15 protein-coding genes are annotated in these 18290 nt (G+C 65.6%); 12 read left to right on the forward strand and 3 right to left on the reverse strand.

The annotated features are described in order from the left end of the window. Nucleotides 1–60 precede the first annotated feature (60 nt). Both wecB and wecC read left to right on the forward strand, forming a co-directional pair. Complete coding sequence (gene wecB, locus I2488_RS13530; protein ID WP_196276344.1) at nucleotides 61–1185, forward strand: non-hydrolyzing UDP-N-acetylglucosamine 2-epimerase; 1125 nt, start codon at nucleotides 61–63, stop codon at nucleotides 1183–1185. Continuing rightward, nucleotides 1175–2479, forward strand: a complete 1305-nt coding sequence (wecC, locus tag I2488_RS13535; RefSeq protein WP_196276345.1) for a UDP-N-acetyl-D-mannosamine dehydrogenase — start codon at nucleotides 1175–1177, stop codon at nucleotides 2477–2479. Before wecB ends, wecC begins: the two co-directional genes overlap by 11 nt. A 121-nt stretch (nucleotides 2480–2600) precedes the next feature. Here wecC and I2488_RS13540 read toward each other — a convergent pair whose 3' ends face one another. Next, nucleotides 2601–3599, reverse strand: coding sequence for an agmatine deiminase family protein (locus I2488_RS13540; RefSeq protein WP_196276346.1), 999 nt, complete (start codon nucleotides 3597–3599; stop codon nucleotides 2601–2603). Between the two features lie 108 nt (nucleotides 3600–3707). Here I2488_RS13540 and glnE point away from each other — a divergent pair, with 108 nt between their 5' ends. From glnE to I2488_RS13575, 7 genes are all read left to right on the forward strand, one after another. Further along, nucleotides 3708–6380 carry a bifunctional [glutamate--ammonia ligase]-adenylyl-L-tyrosine phosphorylase/[glutamate--ammonia-ligase] adenylyltransferase gene (gene glnE / locus I2488_RS13545; RefSeq protein ID WP_196276347.1) on the forward strand — a complete coding sequence of 891 codons (2673 nt, stop codon included), beginning with the start codon at nucleotides 3708–3710 and terminating at the stop codon, nucleotides 6378–6380. Then, nucleotides 6377–6853, forward strand: coding sequence for a peroxiredoxin (locus tag I2488_RS13550; RefSeq protein ID WP_196276348.1), 477 nt, complete (start codon nucleotides 6377–6379; stop codon nucleotides 6851–6853). The genes glnE and I2488_RS13550 overlap by 4 nt, the downstream gene beginning before the upstream one ends. 54 nt (nucleotides 6854–6907) lie before the next feature. Then, nucleotides 6908–7720 carry a ferritin-like domain-containing protein gene (locus I2488_RS13555; RefSeq protein WP_196276453.1) on the forward strand — a complete coding sequence of 271 codons (813 nt, stop codon included), beginning with the start codon at nucleotides 6908–6910 and terminating at the stop codon, nucleotides 7718–7720. 133 nt (nucleotides 7721–7853) lie between these two features. Then, nucleotides 7854–8567: a M23 family metallopeptidase gene (locus tag I2488_RS13560; RefSeq protein ID WP_196276349.1), complete on the forward strand. Its 714-nt coding sequence runs from the start codon at nucleotides 7854–7856 to the stop codon at nucleotides 8565–8567. A gap of 285 nt (nucleotides 8568–8852) precedes the next feature. Continuing rightward, nucleotides 8853–10490: a methyl-accepting chemotaxis protein gene (locus I2488_RS19810; RefSeq protein WP_196276350.1), complete on the forward strand. Its 1638-nt coding sequence runs from the start codon at nucleotides 8853–8855 to the stop codon at nucleotides 10488–10490. Nucleotides 10491–10729: 239 nt separating this feature from the next. Then, the gene (locus I2488_RS13570; RefSeq protein ID WP_196276351.1) at nucleotides 10730–11725 is read left to right on the forward strand and encodes a sterol desaturase family protein; all 996 of its coding nucleotides are present in this window, start codon (nucleotides 10730–10732) and stop codon (nucleotides 11723–11725) included. Then, nucleotides 11722–12402 (forward strand): hypothetical protein, encoded by a 681-nt coding sequence (locus I2488_RS13575; protein WP_246465660.1) that lies wholly within the window; start codon nucleotides 11722–11724, stop codon nucleotides 12400–12402. Before I2488_RS13570 ends, I2488_RS13575 begins: the two co-directional genes overlap by 4 nt. Here the strand turns inward: I2488_RS13575 and I2488_RS13580 are convergent. Further along, nucleotides 12399–13658 carry an RsmB/NOP family class I SAM-dependent RNA methyltransferase gene (locus I2488_RS13580; RefSeq protein ID WP_196276352.1) on the reverse strand — a complete coding sequence of 420 codons (1260 nt, stop codon included), beginning with the start codon at nucleotides 13656–13658 and terminating at the stop codon, nucleotides 12399–12401. The genes I2488_RS13575 and I2488_RS13580 overlap by 4 nt on opposite strands. A gap of 73 nt (nucleotides 13659–13731) precedes the next feature. Between I2488_RS13580 and I2488_RS13585 the strand changes: the two genes are divergently transcribed. Beyond that, nucleotides 13732–13908, forward strand: coding sequence for a DUF1674 domain-containing protein (locus tag I2488_RS13585; RefSeq protein WP_196276353.1), 177 nt, complete (start codon nucleotides 13732–13734; stop codon nucleotides 13906–13908). 61 nt (nucleotides 13909–13969) lie between these two features. After that, nucleotides 13970–15379, forward strand: coding sequence for a tetratricopeptide repeat protein (locus I2488_RS13590; RefSeq protein WP_196276354.1), 1410 nt, complete (start codon nucleotides 13970–13972; stop codon nucleotides 15377–15379). A 24-nt stretch (nucleotides 15380–15403) separates the two neighbouring features. Here I2488_RS13590 and I2488_RS13595 read toward each other — a convergent pair whose 3' ends face one another. Further along, nucleotides 15404–15952, reverse strand: coding sequence for a DUF3617 domain-containing protein (locus tag I2488_RS13595; RefSeq protein WP_196276355.1), 549 nt, complete (start codon nucleotides 15950–15952; stop codon nucleotides 15404–15406). 132 nt (nucleotides 15953–16084) lie between these two features. On the opposite strand from I2488_RS13595, the gene uvrB reads away from it, so the two are divergent. Then, entirely contained in the window at nucleotides 16085–18274 is a 2190-nt protein-coding gene (uvrB, locus tag I2488_RS13600) for an excinuclease ABC subunit UvrB (protein ID WP_196276356.1), read from the forward strand. Nucleotides 18275–18290 lie beyond the last annotated feature (16 nt).

Raw genomic sequence — 18290 nt, forward strand, 5'->3', positions numbered from 1 at the left:
GCCTTGCTTAAATCGAGGCTCTTATTTCACGGTTAACACTCGCAAGTTATTGGAGCGGGCATGACGGAAAAGACGATCCTTGTGGTGTTCGGCACCCGCCCCGAAGCAATCAAGATGTTCCCCGTGGTCCATGCCCTGCAGGCCGATCCGCGCACGCGGGTGGTGACCTGCGTCTCGGCGCAGCATCGCGGGATGCTGGATCAGGTGCTGGAAATTGCCGGGATCGTGCCGGACTTCGACCTTGACCTGATGAAGCCGGACCAGACGCTGGATGGCCTGACCGCCGCGCTGCTGACCGAACTGGGCAAGGTGATGGATCAGGTTTCGCCCGACTGGGTGGTGGTTCAGGGCGATACGGCGACGGCGATGGCGGGAGCGCTGGCGGCCTACTATCGCAAGCTGCCGGTGGCGCATGTCGAGGCGGGCTTGCGCAGCCACAATATCTATCACCCCTGGCCCGAAGAGGTGAACCGCAAGATCATCGGCACGATTGCGAAGCTGCACTTTGCGCCGACCGATGTTTCGGCGGCGGCGCTGCTGGCAGAAAATGTCGATGCGGCGGGCGTGCATGTGACCGGCAATACCGTGATCGATGCGCTGCAATGGGTTTCGGCGAAGATCGCGGCTGAGCCTGTACTGGCGGAGGGGCTGGCGGAGATCGAGGCGCGCTTTTCCGGCAAGCGCGTGATCGGCGTGACCAGCCATCGCCGCGAGAACTTTGGCGGAGGGCTTGAGAACATTGCCGAGGCGGTGCGCCGGATTGCCGCGCGCGAGGACGTGGCGGTGGTGTTTCCGGTCCACCCCAATCCCAACGTGCGCAAGGTGATGGACGCCGCGCTGAACGGCCTGTCCAACGTGGCGATGATCGAGCCGCTGGATTACCCGCACTTCGCCCGCCTGCTGTCCGTGGCAGAAATCATGCTGACCGATTCGGGCGGCGTGCAGGAAGAGGCGCCCGCGCTGGGCAAGCCGGTGCTGGTGATGCGCGAGACGACCGAGCGGCCCGAGGGCGTGACTGCGGGGACCGCCAAGCTGGTCGGCACCGACGTTGACCGCATCGTTTCCGAAATCTTCACCCTGCTCGACGATAAGGCCACCTATTCGGCCATGGCGCGCGCGCACAACCCGTTCGGGGATGGGCAATCGGCGCGCCGTATCGTGGAGTTGCTGGCGAATGATGGGTGATGTGAAGCCGGACGTCTGTGTCGTCGGCCTCGGCTATATCGGACTTCCGACCGCTGCCATCATAGCGCGTGCGGGTTGCAAGGTGCTCGGCCTCGACGTGTCGCAACACGTGGTCGACACGATCAATCGCGGCGAGATTCATATCGAGGAAGTGGACCTCGACGGGCTGGTGCATGGCGTGGTGCAGCGCGGGCTGCTGCGAGCATCGACTGAAATTGCGGCTTCGGACGTTTTCGTGATCGCGGTGCCGACGCCGTTCGAGAAGGACGGGCATCACACGCCGGACATTTCCTACGTGCTCGCCGCCGCGACGCAGGTGGCGGCGGTGCTCAAGGCCGGGGACACGGTGATCCTCGAATCGACCTCGCCCGTCGGCACGACCGAGCAGATGCGCGATCTGATGGCGGGGCTGCGGCCTGATCTTAAATTTCCGGGGAAGACCAAGGAGACGCCCGACGTTTCCATCGCCTATTGCCCGGAGCGCGTGTTGCCGGGGCGCATCCTCGAAGAGCTGACCAACAACGACCGTTCGATCGGCGGCATTACCCCGCGTTGCGCGCGCAAGGCGCTGGCGTTCTACAAGCGCTTCGTGCGCGGCACTTGCGTGACCACCGATGCACGCTCGGCCGAGATGACCAAGCTGGTCGAGAACGCCTATCGCGACGTCAACATCGCTTTTGCCAACGAGCTGTCGATGGTGGCGGACCGGATGGGGCTGGACGTGTGGGAAGTGATCCGCCTCGCCAACCGCCATCCGCGCGTGAACATCCTGCAGCCGGGGCCCGGCGTTGGCGGGCACTGCATCGCGGTGGACCCGTGGTTCATCGTGGCGGGCGCTCCGGACGAGACGCCGCTGATCCGCACCGCGCGCAACGTGAACGATGGCAAGATGCACCACGTCGTCGCCAAGGCGGCGGAGCTGGTCGAGGCCCATCCGGGCGCGAAGGTCGCCTGCCTTGGCCTGGCGTTCAAGGCCAACATCGACGATTTCCGCGAGAGCCCGGCGCGTTATGTCGCGGCGAGCCTTGCCCGCAAGTTCGGCAGCCGAATCAACGTGGTGGAGCCCTATGCGGGCCAGCTGCCGCGCGAATTCGAAGGGACCGGCGCGGTGCAGATCGATCTCGACACCGCGCTTGAGGAGTGCGGCGTGCTGATCGTGCTGGTGGACCACGATGTGTTCAAGGTCGTGCCGCTGGCCGAGCGTTCGGGCAAGGTTGTCTACGATACGCGCGGGATCTGGCCGGATCAGCCGGGGGCTGACGTGGCCGCTGCGGGGTTGCGGCTGGCGAGTTGAACTGAACGCTATCGCAAAAAGGAACCGTCATCCTGAACTTGTTTCAGGATCCATTTTGCCGATCAGGCCGCCGCTTGTGCCGAGAGATGGACCCTGAAACAAGTTCAGGGTGACGGGTGCCTCAATCCGACAGTTGCGCCCTCGGCATCTGCTGGCTGGCGCAGTGGAAGCCGCCGCCGCCTGCCAGCACGGCGTCGCCCATCAGGCCTATCGTGGCGCGGGTCGGGAAGAGTTCGGCTATGGCCGCCACGCCCTCGTCATCGTGGGGTGAGCCGAAGATCGGCACGACCACGAGGTTCGTGGTGATGACGAAGTTCATGTAGCTGGCGGGCTGGATCATGTTGCCCCACTCGACGCGGCCCGGCGACGGGACTTCGACCACTTCGACGCCTGCGGCCAGTGCGCGGGCCTTGGCATCGGCGTAGATCGCGGCGTTGGGGTCATTCGGGCCAGTGGCGCGGGGCAGCGCTAGGCGGTTCGGGGCGACGAAGCGGGCGAGGTTGTCGACATGGCCGTCGGTGTGGTCGTTGATCAACCCGTCGCCCAGCCAGAGCACGCGGTTGTAGCCGAGGTCGCGGTTGAGGCGCAGTTCGAGGTCTTCGCGGGTGAGGTGCGGGTTGCGGTTGGGGTTGAGGAGGCACTGCTCGGTGGTGGCGACGAGGCCGGTGCCGTCGCCATCGAGTGCACCGCCTTCGAGAATCCAGTCGGCCTTCGAGGCTTCGAGGCTGGCCGAAGCGGCTAGATCGGCGCCGATTTCCTGGTCGCCGGGCATCAGGTACTTCTCGCCCCAGCCATTGAAGCCGAACAAGCGGGCTTTGCGATTGGCGGCTTCATCGAGCACGACGAGCGGGCCGGTGTCGCGCAGCCAGACGTCGCCATAGGTGCGGCGTTCGAGCTTTACCGAGGCAGAAACCAGCGACTTTGCGCGCATTTCGTTGGCCGCATCGCGCACGACGAGGCGGACTTCCTGGCCGCTGTCGGCAACGGCGCTGGCGAAGGCGGCAATCTGCTCCTGCGCCTTGTCGATCACGCCGGACCATTCCTCCGCGAGATGCGGGAAGCCGATCCACAGCCAGTCCTGGGGGTGCCATTCGGGGGGCATGCGGAATTGGGCGGTCATGGCTGTCTTGTCCGGAATCAAGGAATTGGCCCCGCGCCTTAGAGCAGAAGACGGGTGTTTTCCATGGCGCTTGATCGGGGCGATGAGCCGGGGCATGCGGGAGGGACGATGACGGATTTCCAAAGCGCCCTTGCCCGCGCCCATGCGCACTCGCCGTTCCTGTCGATGGCGCTTGGGCGACTGCCCGAGATCGAGGCGCTGCTGGCGGCGGGGGATGTCGAGGGGGCCCTCGTCTGGGCCAAGGCGGCCGGGGCTGGCCTTGAGGATGCCGCCGTGGCGCTGCGGCGGGAGCGGATGGCGCTGGCGGCGGTGGTGGCGATTGGCGATCTGGCGGGGGCGTTCGGGCTGTCGCGGGTGGTGGGGGAGCTTTCCGACTTTGCCGACCGGTCGCTCGATGCGGCCATTGCGGCAGCGATCCGGCGGCGGGTGCCGGGCGCGGAGTCGGCGGGCTTCTGCGCGATTGCGCTGGGCAAGCATGGCGCGCAGGAGCTGAATTACTCGTCGGACATCGATCCGATCCTGCTCTACGATCCAGAGGTGCTGCCCCGGCGCGAGCGCGATGATCCGGCAGAGGCGGCGCAGCGCGTGGCGCGGTCGCTGATGGAGATCATGTCGGCGGTGACGGCGGAGGGTTACGTGTTCCGCGTCGACCTGCGGCTGCGGCCGGCGTCGGAAGTCAGCCCCCTCGCCCTGCCCTTCGAAGCGGCGATCACGCATTATGAATCGAGCGCGCTGGCGTGGGAGCGGGCGGCCTATATCCGGGCGCGGGCAGCTTCGGGCGATGTGGCGCGCGGACAGGCCTTCCTCGATACAATCCGCCCGTTCGTGTGGCGGCGGAGCCTCGATTTCGGGGCGATTGCCGAGATCGGGCGGCTGACGACGCGAATTCGCGATCACTACTCGGCGGGGCAGGCGATCGGACCGGGCTATGACCTGAAGCGCGGGCGCGGGGGGATCCGCGAGGTCGAGTTCTTTGCGCAGACGCACCAGCTGATCCACGGCGGGCGCAATCCGGCACTGCGGTTGCGGGGCACGCGGGCGAGCCTCGATGCGCTGGCCGAGGCCGGGATCATCGCGGCCGAGGACGCGCGGGTCATGGGCGAGAGCTATGACCGGCTGCGCACGCTGGAGCACCGGCTGCAGATGGTGGCAGACCAGCAGACGCACTCCTTGCCGACCGATGCGGCGGCGCTGGATGGTGTGGCGCGGCTTGATGGTCTCGCCGACGGGGCGGCGCTGGTGGCGGAGCTGGCGGCGATTTCGGACACGGTGGGGCGGCGCTTCGATGCGCTGATCGAGACCTATGCGCCGACGGGTGCGGTTCAGGTGGAGGTGCCGGACCAGTCGGACCCGGTGGCCGACCGCTTTGCCGAGCGGGTGCAGGCTTGGGAGGGCGGGCAGTACCGCTGCCTGCGCTCGGCTGAGGCGCGCGAGGCCTTTGCGCGGATCCGTCCGCAACTGCTGCGCGCGCTGTGCGAGGCGCCGGACCCGGAGCGGGCGCTGCTGCGATGGGAGCGGCTGCTGGAGGGATTGCCGAGCGCGATCAACGTGTTCCGGCTGCTGGAGGCGCGGCCGGGCTTGCTGGCGGTGGTGATGCGGGTGCTGGCCCATGCGCCGACCTTGGCGGACGAACTGGCGCGGCGGTCGGACTTGCTCGACATCCTGATCGACCGGTCCGCGTTCGATCTGCCGGGGAGCGTGGCGGAGATTGCCGCCGAGCTTTCGCGCGGGGAAGCGGGGGACGATTACCAGCGCCTGCTCGATGCGGTGCGGCTGCGCGTGGGCGAGATGCGCTTTGCGCTGGGGGTGCAACTGGTCGAGGGGCAGCGCGATCCGCTGGAGGTGGCGGCGGCGCTGAGCCGGGTGGCCGAGGCTTCGATAGACGTGCTGGGCCGCGCGGCGATCGAGGAGTTCCGGGGCAATCACGGCGTGGTGCCGGGGAGCGATCTGGCGATCCTTGGCCTTGGGCGGCTCGGCGGCGCGGCGCTGACCCATGCTTCCGACCTTGATCTGGTGTTCCTGTTCAGCGGGGATCATGCCAGCGAGTCCGACGGGCGCAGGCCGCTGGGGGCGACACTCTATTACAACAGGCTGGCGCAGCGGGTGATTGCGGCGCTTTCGGTGCCGACGGCGGCGGGTGCGCTCTATGAGGTGGACACGCGGTTGCGGCCTTCAGGGGCGCAGGGGCCGATTTCGGTGAGCCTCGACAGCTTCGAGAAGTATCAGTGCGAAGATGCCTGGACCTGGGAGCACATGGCGCTGTGCCGGGCGCGGGCAATGTTTGGGACCGAGGCAGATCGGGCGGCGCTGGCGGCAATCATCGCGCGGGTGCTTGATCGCCCGCGCGATCCGGCCAAGCTGCGGGCCGACGTGCTGGAGATGCGCGGGACCATGGCCGAGCACAAGCCGGCCAAGGGTCCGCTCGACGTGAAGCTGGCGCGCGGCGGACTGGTCGACATCGAGTTCATGGTCCACTTCCTGCAGTTGCGCGATCATGTGGCGCAGACGCCCGATCTGGGCACGGCAGTGCAGGCGCTGGAGGATCTGGGGCTGCTGCCCGAGGGCACCCGCCGCGCGCATGACCTGCTGACGCGGTTGCTGGTGGTGGTGCGGCTGGTTGCCCCTGATGGCATGTTTCCGCCCGAAGCAAGCCGGGGCATCGTCGCGCGGTCGTGCGGGCTGGACAGCTGGGATGCGCTGCTGGACGCGGTGCTGGACGCGCGGCATTGCGTTGCGCGCGGCTGGGCGCAGGTGTTCGATATTCAACTGGAGATTGCATGATAAGCGAGCGGATCGGAACGGGCGAGGCATTCCCCGACATCGCGATGACCACGCCCGATGGCGGCAGCGTGAAGGCTTCGGACTTTGCGGGGAAAAAGCTGGTGGTGTTCTTCTATCCCAAGGATGACACGCCGGGCTGCACCACCGAGAACAAGGACTTTTCGGCGCTCCATGGCGAGTTCGAGGCGGCGGGGATTGCCGTGCTGGGCGTGAGCAAGGACCCGCCGAAGAAGCACGTGAAGTTCGCCGAGAAGCACGGCCTGACCGCGCCGCTCGCCAGCGATGCCGAAGAAGGCGGCGTGTCTGATGCGCTGGGCATCTGGACCGAGAAGTCGATGTACGGGCGCACCTACATGGGCATGGAGCGCACGACATATCTCGTTGGAGCCGATGGCAAAATTGCGCAGGTGTGGAACAAGGTGAAGGTCAAGGGCCACGCCGAGGAAGTGCTGGCTGCCGCCAAGGCACTCTGATCTGCGACACTGCTTGTGAACACCCCTACCCTCGCCCGCGCGATCCGCGCGGTGATGCTGACGCCTGCGCCGCACGACAAGGTGATGGCGGCGCGCGATGTGGTGCGCCGCTGGCGGGCGGGCGAGCTTGCGATGACGTTCGACGTGGCGATGCCGGACTATCCGGCGCGTCCGGAGAAGCCGGAGCTGCTGCCGCCCAGTGCCATGCCCAAGCGCGGGCGAGGATCGGCACATGGGCGGCTGGCGCTGCTCCATGCGCTGGCGCACATCGAGTTCGTGGCGATCGACCTGGCGCTGGATGCCGCCGGGCGATTCGGTGCGCAAATGGGGCGGCAGTTCGTCGACGACTGGCTGTCGGTCGCGGCGGACGAGGCGATGCATTTTGCATTGATCGCGCGGCGGTTGCGGACTTTGGGAAGTTTCTACGGCGCAATGCCTGCACACGACGGCTTGTGGGATGCGGCGCGCGAGACGGCGCATGACGTGGCGGCGCGGCTGGCGGTGGTGCCGATGGTGCTGGAGGCGCGCGCGCTGGACGTGACGCCGATGACGGTGGAACGGTTCCTGCAAGCGGGGGACGAGCGCTCGGCACGCATCCTGCAGAGAATCGTTGACGACGAAATTCGCCATGTGCGGTTCGGCACAACACATTTCAGCGCAGTCTGCCAAACGAGGGGCGAATCCCCCGTGGACCTATGGAAAACCTTGGTCCAGCAGCACTTCCGCGGTGCCGTTAAGCCACCGTTCAACGACTCGGCGCGTCGATCAGCCGGTTTGTCGCGCGAAATGATGGCAGGGGTTGCCTGCCTGCAAAGCCCCCCGCATACCCCAATTCACGAGATGGCGGGGGGTTCCGACCAACTCTGAAATATCCCAAGGCGGCAGGCCGAAACCTGTCTGCTGCCATAAAACGGGTTCGCTCTGGGGGTTCAGGGCTTGCTGTTCCAAAGGTCCTACCGACCGGGAGCAGAGAGCCGAGAAAAAGGTCGTACGGGTCGTAATGTTGTTCAACACCAACACCTTCAAGACTGTATTCAGCGCCCTTACGGCAGTTGTTGCATTCTCTTCCGCTCCGGCATTCGCCAACAGCGCCGCTTCCGCAGACATCGCCGCCCCGCTTCGCGCCGCCGAAGCAGCCAAGGCAGGCGTCTCGGCCGATCGTGGCGATGAAGAATTCCGCCGCCTCTTCGCCAGCTGGCAGCAGCTCGACAACGGCATCCTGCCGTCCTCGAAGCCGACCACCATCCGCAAGGCTTCGGTCTCGATCCCGTCGCTGGTTCCGGTGGCGATGACCCGCCTGTCGAGCGGCTATGGCATGCGCGAGCATCCGGTGCTCGGCGGCCGTCGCGCCCACAAGGGCATCGATCTTTCCGCTCCCACCGGCACCCCGATCCGCGCCAGCGCCGATGGCGTCGTGGAAAAGGCCGAATGGTTCGGTGGCTACGGCCTGTTCGTCGGTCTCGACCATGGCGGTGGCATGGAAACCCGTTACGGCCACATGTCGCGCGTGGCGGTTGCCGAAGGGCAGCAGGTCCGCAAGGGCGACGTGATCGGCTATGTCGGCTCGACCGGCCGTTCGACCGGCCCGCACCTCCACTACGAAGTCCGCGTTTCGGGCGAAGCTGTGAACCCGCTGCCCTACATGCAGGGCAAGGGCGACGCGCTCTTCGCCTCGAACGACAAGACCGAAGGCCGCGGCGGTCCCGAGGAATAAGGTTCAGGACCAAAGGTCCGAACCTTGAAAGTTGCATCTTGGAGAGGATGCGGAAGAGGGCTCCGGTGACGGGGCCCTTTTCTTTTCGTTTCCATCAGATGTTAACACCCTGAAATCCGGTCAATTGCCCTAACTTCACTGCCCATAAGTGTTTTTGCGGCAGGTCCCGTGGCTCATGGTTAAATGGCGGTCAGGGAATGACCCGAGCGGGCCGCAATCGATTTATTTCGCTCCGCTTTCCTAACACGGGCTGCACGACGCAAGCTGCAGCAGAGGTCTCCCGCCGTGATCAGGAAGCAAGTCAGGACCGGCGCGATTGCTGCCGTGATCTCGTTGGTCGTGCTGGCGACCGTATCGGGCATCGGCATGAATGCGATCAGGGTCGGCGGCGCCTTGCATGAGCGCCAGTTGCTCAGCAACGAATTCGTCGCCGACATCATGCCACCGCCGCAATACGTGATCGAGCCGATGCTGGAGGTCACGCGGCTGATGCGCGACCCGTCATTGCTTGCGGAGAAGCGCGAGAGCCTGACCCGGCTGGAGAAAGTCTATCGGCAACGCGAGAGCTACTGGAAGGCCAGCGCGCTTGATGACGACCTGCGCGACAAGCTGGTCAATGCAACGGCGAGCCAGGCCGAAATCTTCTGGGGGCAAGTGAACGATGGCGTTCTTCCTGCCTTGGAACGCGGCGATGTGGCTGCGGCAGAGGCTGCCTACGCTGCGGCGATGGCAGCCTTCGAGAAGCATCGCGGGGCCATCGAAAGCCTGACCCTCGACGGGATCGCCCGCAGTACGGCGGCGGGAGAAGACGCGCGCAGCACTACCAACTTGACCCTGGCCATCCTGCTGGCGCTGAACCTTGCCATCATCGGCGCGGTGATCGCCGGCTTGAGGCTGCTGATGCGCGGCGCCGTCGACCCGCTGCTCGAAGTGGCGCAGACCATGCGCACCATGGCCGAGGGCGATCTCGATCATGGCCGCACCGAAAGCCATCGCGATGATGAAGTGGGCGACATGACCCGCGCGGTCGAGACGTTCCGGGCGACCGCCGTCCAGCAGCGCCGCAGCGAACAGGATCAGGCGCTGGTGGTGCGCGAGATATCGGCGGGGCTCGATGCCCTGGCGCAGGGGGACCTGACCCATCGCATTACCGTCCCGTTCGCCGGTGACTTCGAGAGCCTGCGCAGTGCCTACAACCGCAGCGGGGCAACGCTTGAGCAAACGCTGCGCGAAGTAAGTGTCTGTGCGGCGCGGGTATCGAGCGGATCGTCGGAGATCGGAGCGGCATCAAGCGACCTTGCCCAACGCAACGTGCATCAGGCGGCAAATGTCGAGGAAACGCTGGCGGCGATGAACCAGACTTTCGGACTGGTGACCGAGACGGCCCAGAGCACCACCCTGACCCGCGCCACGATCGAGCAGGTGCAGGACGAGACCCGCCAGAGCAGTGAAGTGGTGGCCAAGGCAACCGATGCCATGGCCGAGATCGAGGCCTCTTCAGCCAAGATCACGCAGATCGTCGCGCTGATCGACGGCATTTCGTTCCAGACCAACCTGCTCGCGCTCAACGCTGGCGTGGAAGCGGCGCGCGCTGGCGAGGCCGGGCGGGGCTTTGCGGTGGTCGCCTCCGAAGTGCGCGCGCTGGCGCAGCGCTGCGCCGAGGCGGCGGGCGAGATCAAGGCGCTGATCTCGGTATCCGAACGTCAGGTCGAGGTCGGGGTTTCGCTGGTGAACCAGACCGGCAGCGCTTGGCCATGTGATCAACCGGTTTGCCGAGATCCGCCAGCAGATCGAGGACATCGCCAATCGCACGTCGCAACAGGCCGTGACACTGCGGGAGATCAACAGCACGTCGCAGGAGATCGACCGGATGACCCAGCAGAATGCCGCGATGGCCGAGGAGACCGACGCCGCCGCCCGTAATCTGGCCGACGAGGCGCGCACGCTGGCCCGGTTGGTATCACACTTCCGCATTAGCCAGCCGGCCGGACCGGCAGACACGGCGGGGTGGCGCGAGGCCGCCTGACCGTTCAAGGCGCACCCCCGCCCTGTCCCTGAGCGCATACGTCATTCGACGCGTATACCTGAGCCCAAAACGTCCCATAGTGCCAGACGGATAGCGGGATTTCCCGCCTTTCGTCATGGATATCGAGGGTCGGCAGATGGCAGGTGTGCAGGTTGGCAATCGCATCATCGGGGCGGATTCGCCGGTGACGGTGGGCTGGGAGAACGTGCCACGCGTGGAAGGCGGCGCCTTCAAGCGGGCGTTCTTCACGTGGTTCCAGCCGGTGACCTTCTTCGGCTTCATGCTGTTCTGGTACTATGCGCCCAACGAGTGGGCGGTGGCCTCGACCGGCATTGCCATCGGCATCGGCTTCAAGGTGCTGCTCATGGCGCTGGAGTGGATCAACCCGCGCTATCGATCCTGGCAACTGACGTGGAAGGAACTTGTGACCGACCTGTTCTATGTCGGGCTGGGCTACACGGTGCTGCGCATCGTCGACCAGTTCATCGGGTCTGACGCGATCATCGGCCTGCTCCAGAGCAATTTCGATTTCGGCAAGCTGGCGTGGTTCACCGGGCTGCCGCTGCTGCTGCAGGCGTTCCTGATCTCGTTCATGTTCGACTTCGGGCAGTACTGGATGCACCGGGGCATGCACAACTGGTACCCGCTGTGGCTGACCCACGCACCGCACCACTTCATCACCCAGCTCAACATCAACAAGGGCGCGGTGGGCAATCCGGTGGAGCTGTTCCTGATCGGCCTTGGCATCGGCGGGTTCTTCGACTTCCTGCCGCGCGCCTTCCTGATCGCCGGGACCTTCGGCCTCGCCGTGAGCACCTACCAGCACATCAACGTGCGCTTCAACACGCCGCGCTGGTGGCGCTTCGTGTTCAACACGACCGAGCATCACAGCGTTCACCACTCGCTGGATTATGAAGCGACGCGCAGCAACTATTCGGGCACGTGGATCGTGATCGACCGCATGTTCGGCACTTGCGTCGATGGCGAGGCCGAAGTGCTGGGCATGGAAGGCGGGCGCCGCATGCCGATCCTCGAGGTGATGCACTATCCGTTCAGCGAGGCATGGAAGACGCTGCGGGCGAAGTTTGGCGGGAACATGGCGGGCGAACCGTCGGCGGTTCCGGCGGAATGAGCGGTCTGGCAGCAACTTCGCCCTGGACGCAAAACGTGACGCCCGAGAAGCCGCGCTCGGCCAAGCGCCTGATCGACTGGATCTGGACGGTGCGCGATGAAGTGCCGGTTCCGGAAGGCATGGGCGCGGACGAAGCCTTGGCGCGGATTGCTCCGGTGTTCGAGCGGCCCGGGTATCAGGTACAGGCCGGGACCGAAGGCCTTAGCTATGCCAACCCCTCCCCCGCCGCGCAGGACACGCTTTCGGTGTTCGAGAAGGGCGCGCTGCGGATCGAGGATGCCCCCACCGGCAAGGTGCTGCGCTACCGCCTGACCAGCCGGATCATGTTGTTCTGCTTCCTGCTGCCGTTCGTGTTCATCGGCTTCGGGCAACTGACGCTGGCAGTGGCGGACTACCAGAAGGCCAAGGCCGAGGCCAAGGAGAAGGCCGAGGGGACGAAGAAGGACGAGAAGAAGGACGAGCCGGTGCTGACCCTGCACCCGATCGACAAGTTCCTCGGCGCACCCGCCCCGGAAAAGCCCAAGGACGGCGAAGGCAAATCGCGCAAGCGCAAGCCCTCGGCAACGGCGGCCTATGTTTTCTCGGCGTTCTTTGCGATCCTGTTTGTGATCGGGCGGTCTCTGGAGCCGTGGCTGGTGCGGCGGATGTTCCGGCGGAGGCTGGCGGGGGAGGTTTAACCCTTCACCCACCGCGCGGCGAAGAAGCCGTCGATGCCGCCTGCTTCGCTTAACATGCCGGGGTCGCAGCGGAAGTGGCCGTTGGTGGGGGCGAGCCCTTCGGGAAGTTCGGCCTCGGTGACCGGCGCGGGGGTCAGTTTGTCGAAGGCCAGCGCCTGGAGTTCGCCTTCCTCGCGTTCGAGCGAGCAGACCGCGTAGACCAGCGTGCCGCGGGGCGCGAGCCAGGTGGCGGCGCGTTCGAGCATGGCGGATTGCAGGGCGGTGAGTTCGGCGAGGTTGGCGTGGCGGTGGAGGACGTCGGGGTGGCGGCGGCAGGTGCCGGTGGCGCTGCAGGGGGCGTCTAGCAGGATGGCGTCGAACGGGTGTTCGGGTTGCCAGTTCAGGGCATCGGCCACCACGACTTCGGCGGTGAGGCCGCTGCGCTTGAGGTTTTCGGCGAGGCGCTCGGTGCGGCGGGCGGACTTGTCGAGCGCGGTGACGCTCCAGCCAGCGGCGGCGAGTTGCAGGGTCTTGCCGCCGGGGGCCGCACAAAGGTCAAGCGCGCGACGACCCTTGCCTTCGCCCAGCAGGCGCGCGGGCACGCTGGCTGCGAGGTCCTGCACCCACCATGCGCCTTCGCTGAAGCCTTCGAGCGCTTCGATGGAACCGGCGCGGGCGAGGCGGACGTGGCCGGGGGCGAGCGAGTGGCCGCCAAGGCGTTCGGCCCAGTGCGCGGTCTGTGCCGGATCGCGCAGAGTGAGGTCGAGCGGTGGCGGTTCGGCGAGGCCTTGGGCGATGGCGCCGAGGCGTTCAGGCCATGCCACTTGCCAGTGCGCGGCGACGGCAGGCGGGAGCGTGGGCGCTTCGGGCAGCGTCGCACCACCCTTGGTGACGGCGGAAAACACGCCGTGGGCCAAGCGGCGCGGGCCGCCCATCAGCAGCGGCAAGCCGGTGGCGACGATGGCGTGGCCGGGCAGGTTCAGGCGCAGGGCCTGAGCCAGCATAATGCGCAGGACCGATCGGGCCTTGGCATCATCGGGCAGCGGTTGCCTTGTTGCGCCATCGATCAGGGCATCGAGATCGGCCATCCAGCGCAAGGATTCCTGCGCGATGGCGAGCGCGAGTGCGCGGTCATCGCCGCGTTCGATCGCGCGCAGGATCGGCGGCGCGGCCTGATCGAGCGGATCGCCCCGATTGAGCACGGCATCGAGCATGCGCAGCGCGGCGCGACGGGCGGGGACGCCGGGGACTTCATCGGCAGGAGTGGAACGGGACATGGGAGCAGCCTATCGGCGCTTGTGCCCCAATATGCAATTGCAGTTCGGCCCGCAAAGCCCCATCTGCAGGACTATGGATAAGGCAACTCCCCGTGCGACGCAGCGCCCCGCGGACTTCACTCCGCCCGCGCACTGGACCAACGACCCCGCCCCTGCCCCAAAGCCGATCGAGCGCGGGGATGATCCGGATGGTCTGGACCCGACGCGCTTCGGCGACTGGGAAAAGAACGGGATCGCGATTGATTTCTGAGGCGGCGGGCGCGGAGTGCATCTGCATTGCGGCCGGGGGACGGTCAGCGTAGTCTCGGCGCATGGGGCTGTTCGATTTTTTCCGGCGCGAGCGAGGGCTGAAATCCCGCAAGGAGCAGAGCCGGATCGAGTATCTCCTTGAGGTGATGCACGACCAGCTGGAGGCACCGAAAGACGCCTTTGGCGGCGTGAACTTTCTTGCCTTCGTCGAGAGTCAGCTTGCCGATGGGCCGTTGCATCTGGCGCTGTGGAACATCGGCAGTCAGGTCAAGAACTGCTTCGAACTGGCAGATCTCTATTGGGGCCAGGGGAATCTGCGCCGCGCCGAGAGCTACATGCGGCAAGCGCTGGAGCGGCACCGGCGGCTGTTGCGGGCGATGGCGGAGCATGGCGAGCCGGCGAGAGCCTATCATGGCATCGAGCATGCCAAGGCGGCGGCCTGCCTGCTGGGCACTTCGGACGAGGTCTTTCCTGCCGAGGGTGGCTTCGAGCATTGCTACGAACCGTGGTTCATCAATACCTTGCTTGATCGCTGCCTAGACGCCGAATCGTTCGACATGGCGGCATGGGCAGCAGCGTCAGATGCGTGGACCCGCAAGCGGCATCCGCGCTATCGGCTCGAGGAGTTCGGGTTTTATGTGAAGGCGCTGACTGGCGGGTTTGCCTCGACAGCGGAGATGTTCAAGGCGCACGAGGCAATGTTCACCGGACGGGCGAAGCGCTCGCCGGACGCGGACTTTCTGGCGGGCTATCGCGATAACGACCTGATCATCGACTTCATCTTCGCCGCCGTGCTGAAACGGATCGGGTGGGAAGGGACTTATCGGCATAGCTGGCCGGGCACCGACGTGGTGGGGTCGGAAGTGCGAACGACGCGAGAGCCGGATCGGTATCTCGACATATGTACCGCACCTTTGCCGCAGCCCGATGCGGAGAACGGGGTGATTGCCGACGCCTCCGAGGCGCGCCGGTTCATTGATGCGGCCTTGGCGGTCATGCCCAGATTTGAGGACTACCCGGCGGACGCCAGACGTCCGGCAAAGGCGCGCAGCAAGGTATCAGGTGAGCTGGCCAAGCTGGGATGGAGCAATGACCCGTCGTCGCTGGACCTCATGCGTACCTACCGGATGGACTGCATCCCCAATGGCAGCACCCACATCGCGCTGTGCGACCCGCTGCCCGGTGCGGCGATCACCTTGCGGGACTGGACGCAACTGCTGGTCGGCGAATTCGACCTGCACCCGGATTTCATTGGGATTGCCGGGAGCGAGGACCGGTCGGACTATGGCGACCCGCACGGGCGCTGGTATGTTTACTGGAAGCCTGACAAGCGCATCTATGCAGTCGAGCGCGACGATTGGGACAGGCCCGACGTTGCGACGCGGGACGCCCGTATCGGACTGACGTGCTGGCCTTCGTACTGCAGTTTCGTGGCGTGGTGGATCTCGGAGCACCTGCGGGCGACAGGGTAATCAACGACCAAGCCGGTTTAGCAGTCACCCCTGCTCATCACCCTTGCACTCGCCCTTGTGCTTTGAGGTGAGGCCCATTTGCATGACCATGGCCTTGCCGTTGGGGGCGGTGCCGGTCATGTCCATGGTCATGTCGTAGGTGTCGGGGCTGTAGGTGCCGGCAAGCGTCATCTTTGCCGAATTGCCCGCGTTCTCGCCGGTTCCCTTGCAGGTCATGGTGGCGTCGATCTTGCCATTGCCCATGGTGAAGGTGTCGTACTTGCAGTCTTCGCCCTGCTGGCCGAAGAACTTGCCGTCGGGCTTTTCCGCCTCCTCCTTGGTCAGGCACGAGGCGAAGGTCCTGGTCTTCCCGAGCATCTGCTGCATTGCCGCCTTGGCCTCGGGCGGCATGCCTTCGACCTCGAACTTCTTGAACTGCATCGTCATTTCCCAGCGGCCGGGATTGAGCTTCATGCCTGCGTCAGCCACGGACTTGGCCACTTCGGCGGTGCTGGCGTTCTTCTTCTCGACGGTGGGGCTTTCGTTGCAGGCGGCCAGCAGGGCCAGCGGAATCAGGGCAATCGCAGCGCGCATCGGTCTCGTCCTCTCTCGTTCCGCGTGAGAGGCTAACACCCTGTCGCAAAAGCGCCAGTGCGCCGCGTCACCCTGCCGAGGACTCTTCCGGTCACGGTTGCATGGACGCGGTTTGTTCCCCATATCGCTGGCATGGCCGAACTCGTCATCCGCAGGGGACTCGAAGAGCCCGACACTTCCGGCACCTTCGTGCCGCACAAGCCGCAGCGCCCCGACAAGATCGAGGGCGGCAGGCCGTTCAAGGTTGTGTCCGACTACCAGCCAGCGGGCGACCAGCCAACCGCGATTGCCGACCTCGTGGCGGCAGCACGCGATGGCGACCAGACGCAGGTCCTGCTTGGCGTTACCGGATCGGGCAAGACTTTCACCATGGCCAAGGTCATCGAGGAATTGCAGCGCCCTGCCCTGATCCTTGCGCCGAACAAGATCCTCGCCGCCCAGCTCTATGGCGAGATGAAGAGCTTCTTTCCGGAGAATGCGGTCGAGTATTTCGTATCGTATTACGACTACTACCAGCCCGAAGCCTACGTCCCCCGGTCGGACACCTACATCGAGAAGGAAAGTTCGACCAACGAGGCGATCGACCGCATGCGCCACTCGGCGACGCGGTCCTTGCTGGAACGCGACGATGTGATCATCGTCGCCTCGGTGTCGTGCATCTACGGCATCGGCTCGGTCGAGACCTATTCGGCGATGATCTTCGATCTCAAGGTCGGGCAGACGGTCGACAGCGGCGAGATCATCCGCAAGCTGGTGGCGCTGCAGTACAAGCGCAACGACGCGGGGTTTGCACGCGGCAACTTCCGCGTGCGGGGCGACAATCTCGAAATCTTCCCTTCGCACTATGACGATACCGCATGGCGCATCAGCTTCTTCGGCGATGAAGTCGAGGAGATCGTCGAGTTCGATCCGCTGACCGGCAAGAGCGGGGCGAAGCTCAACAACGTGCGCGTCTATGCCAACTCGCACTACGTGACGCCGGGGCCGACCATGCAGCAGGCGGCGCAGGCGATCCGCTTCGAATTGACCGAGCGGCTCAAGGAGCTGGTCGAGGAGGGCAAGCTGCTGGAGGCACAGCGGCTGGAACAGCGCACCAATTTCGATCTGGAGATGATCGCTGCGACGGGATCGTGCGCAGGGATCGAGAACTACAGCCGCTTCCTGACCGGTCGTCTGCCCGGCGAGCCGCCGCCGACATTGTTCGAATACCTACCCGACAACTGCCTGCTGTTCCTTGACGAGAGCCACCAGACCGTGCCGCAGATCGGCGCGATGGCGCGGGGCGACCACCGTCGCAAGCTGACACTGGCGGAGTACGGCTTCCGCCTGCCCTCGTGCATCGACAACCGCCCGCTGCGCTTCAACGAATGGGACGCGATGCGCCCGCAGACCATCGCGGTTTCGGCAACGCCGGCGCAGTGGGAGATGGAGCAGGCGGGCGGCGTGTTTGCCGAACAGGTGATCCGTCCCACCGGCCTGATCGACCCGCCGGTACTGATCCGCCCGGTCGAGGACCAGGTGCAGGACTGCATCAACGAGTGCAAGCTGACTGCTGCAAACGGCTATCGCACGCTCGTCACCACGCTGACCAAGCGCATGGCCGAGGACCTCACCGAGTTCATGCACGAGGCGGGGCTGAAGGTCCGCTACATGCACTCGGACGTCGAGACGCTGGAGCGCATCGAACTGATCCGCGACTTGCGGCTGGGCGTCTATGACGTGCTGGTCGGCATCAACCTGCTGCGCGAGGGGCTGGACATTCCCGAATGCGGGCTGGTGTGCATTCTCGATGCCGACAAGGAAGGCTTCCTGCGCAGCGAAACCTCGCTGATCCAGACCATCGGCCGCGCCGCGCGCAACGTCGATGGCCGCGTGATCCTCTATGCCGATCGCATGACCGGCAGCATGGAACGCGCGATCGCCGAGACCGACCGCCGCCGGGCCAAGCAGCAGGCCTACAACGAAGAACACGGCATCACGCCGCAGACGATCAAGCGCAACATCCACGACATCGTGGCGGACACGGCAAGCCGCGATGGTGTGCTGGTGGAGATCGACGCGGATGGCGCGAACAACCTCGTTGGCCACAACTTGCGCGCGTACATCGAAGAGCTTGAGAAGAAGATGCGCGCGGCGGCGGCGGATCTGGAGTTCGAGCTGGCCGGGCGGCTGCGCGACGAGATCCGGCAGCTGGAGGCGAGTGAGCTTGGGCTGCCGGAGGGTGAGCGCAAGGCACCGATTGTCGGGCGGAGCAACGAGGGCAAGCCAGGGACGCGCAAGACGCGGTACGGGAAGAGCCAGAAGACGAAGTGGGGGAAGTGAGTGATTTTTTCGGAAT

It is taken from the genome of Novosphingobium jiangmenense (genome assembly GCF_015694345.1).
Classification (GTDB): domain Bacteria; phylum Pseudomonadota; class Alphaproteobacteria; order Sphingomonadales; family Sphingomonadaceae; genus Novosphingobium; species Novosphingobium jiangmenense.

Bases quoted from the DNA above. Each gene is read 5' to 3' on its own strand.
- I2488_RS13570 (WP_196276351.1), top strand. From the start codon at position 10,730: ATGGCAGGTGTGCAGGTTGGCAATCGCATCATCGGGGCGGATTCGCCG.
- I2488_RS13550 (WP_196276348.1), top strand. From the start codon at position 6,377: ATGATAAGCGAGCGGATCGGAACGGGCGAGGCATTCCCCGACATCGCG.
- I2488_RS13590 (WP_196276354.1), top strand. From the start codon at position 13,970: ATGGGGCTGTTCGATTTTTTCCGGCGCGAGCGAGGGCTGAAATCCCGC.
- wecC (WP_196276345.1), top strand. From the start codon at position 1,175: ATGATGGGTGATGTGAAGCCGGACGTCTGTGTCGTCGGCCTCGGCTAT.
- I2488_RS13595 (WP_196276355.1), bottom strand. From the start codon at position 15,952: ATGCGCGCTGCGATTGCCCTGATTCCGCTGGCCCTGCTGGCCGCCTGC.
- I2488_RS13555 (WP_196276453.1), top strand. From the start codon at position 6,908: ATGCTGACGCCTGCGCCGCACGACAAGGTGATGGCGGCGCGCGATGTG.
- glnE (WP_196276347.1), top strand. From the start codon at position 3,708: ATGACGGATTTCCAAAGCGCCCTTGCCCGCGCCCATGCGCACTCGCCG.
- I2488_RS13560 (WP_196276349.1), top strand. From the start codon at position 7,854: ATGTTGTTCAACACCAACACCTTCAAGACTGTATTCAGCGCCCTTACG.
- I2488_RS13540 (WP_196276346.1), bottom strand. From the start codon at position 3,599: ATGACCGCCCAATTCCGCATGCCCCCCGAATGGCACCCCCAGGACTGG.
- wecB (WP_196276344.1), top strand. From the start codon at position 61: ATGACGGAAAAGACGATCCTTGTGGTGTTCGGCACCCGCCCCGAAGCA.
- I2488_RS13575 (WP_246465660.1), top strand. From the start codon at position 11,722: ATGAGCGGTCTGGCAGCAACTTCGCCCTGGACGCAAAACGTGACGCCC.
- I2488_RS13585 (WP_196276353.1), top strand. From the start codon at position 13,732: ATGGATAAGGCAACTCCCCGTGCGACGCAGCGCCCCGCGGACTTCACT.
- uvrB (WP_196276356.1), top strand. From the start codon at position 16,085: ATGGCCGAACTCGTCATCCGCAGGGGACTCGAAGAGCCCGACACTTCC.
- I2488_RS13580 (WP_196276352.1), bottom strand. From the start codon at position 13,658: ATGTCCCGTTCCACTCCTGCCGATGAAGTCCCCGGCGTCCCCGCCCGT.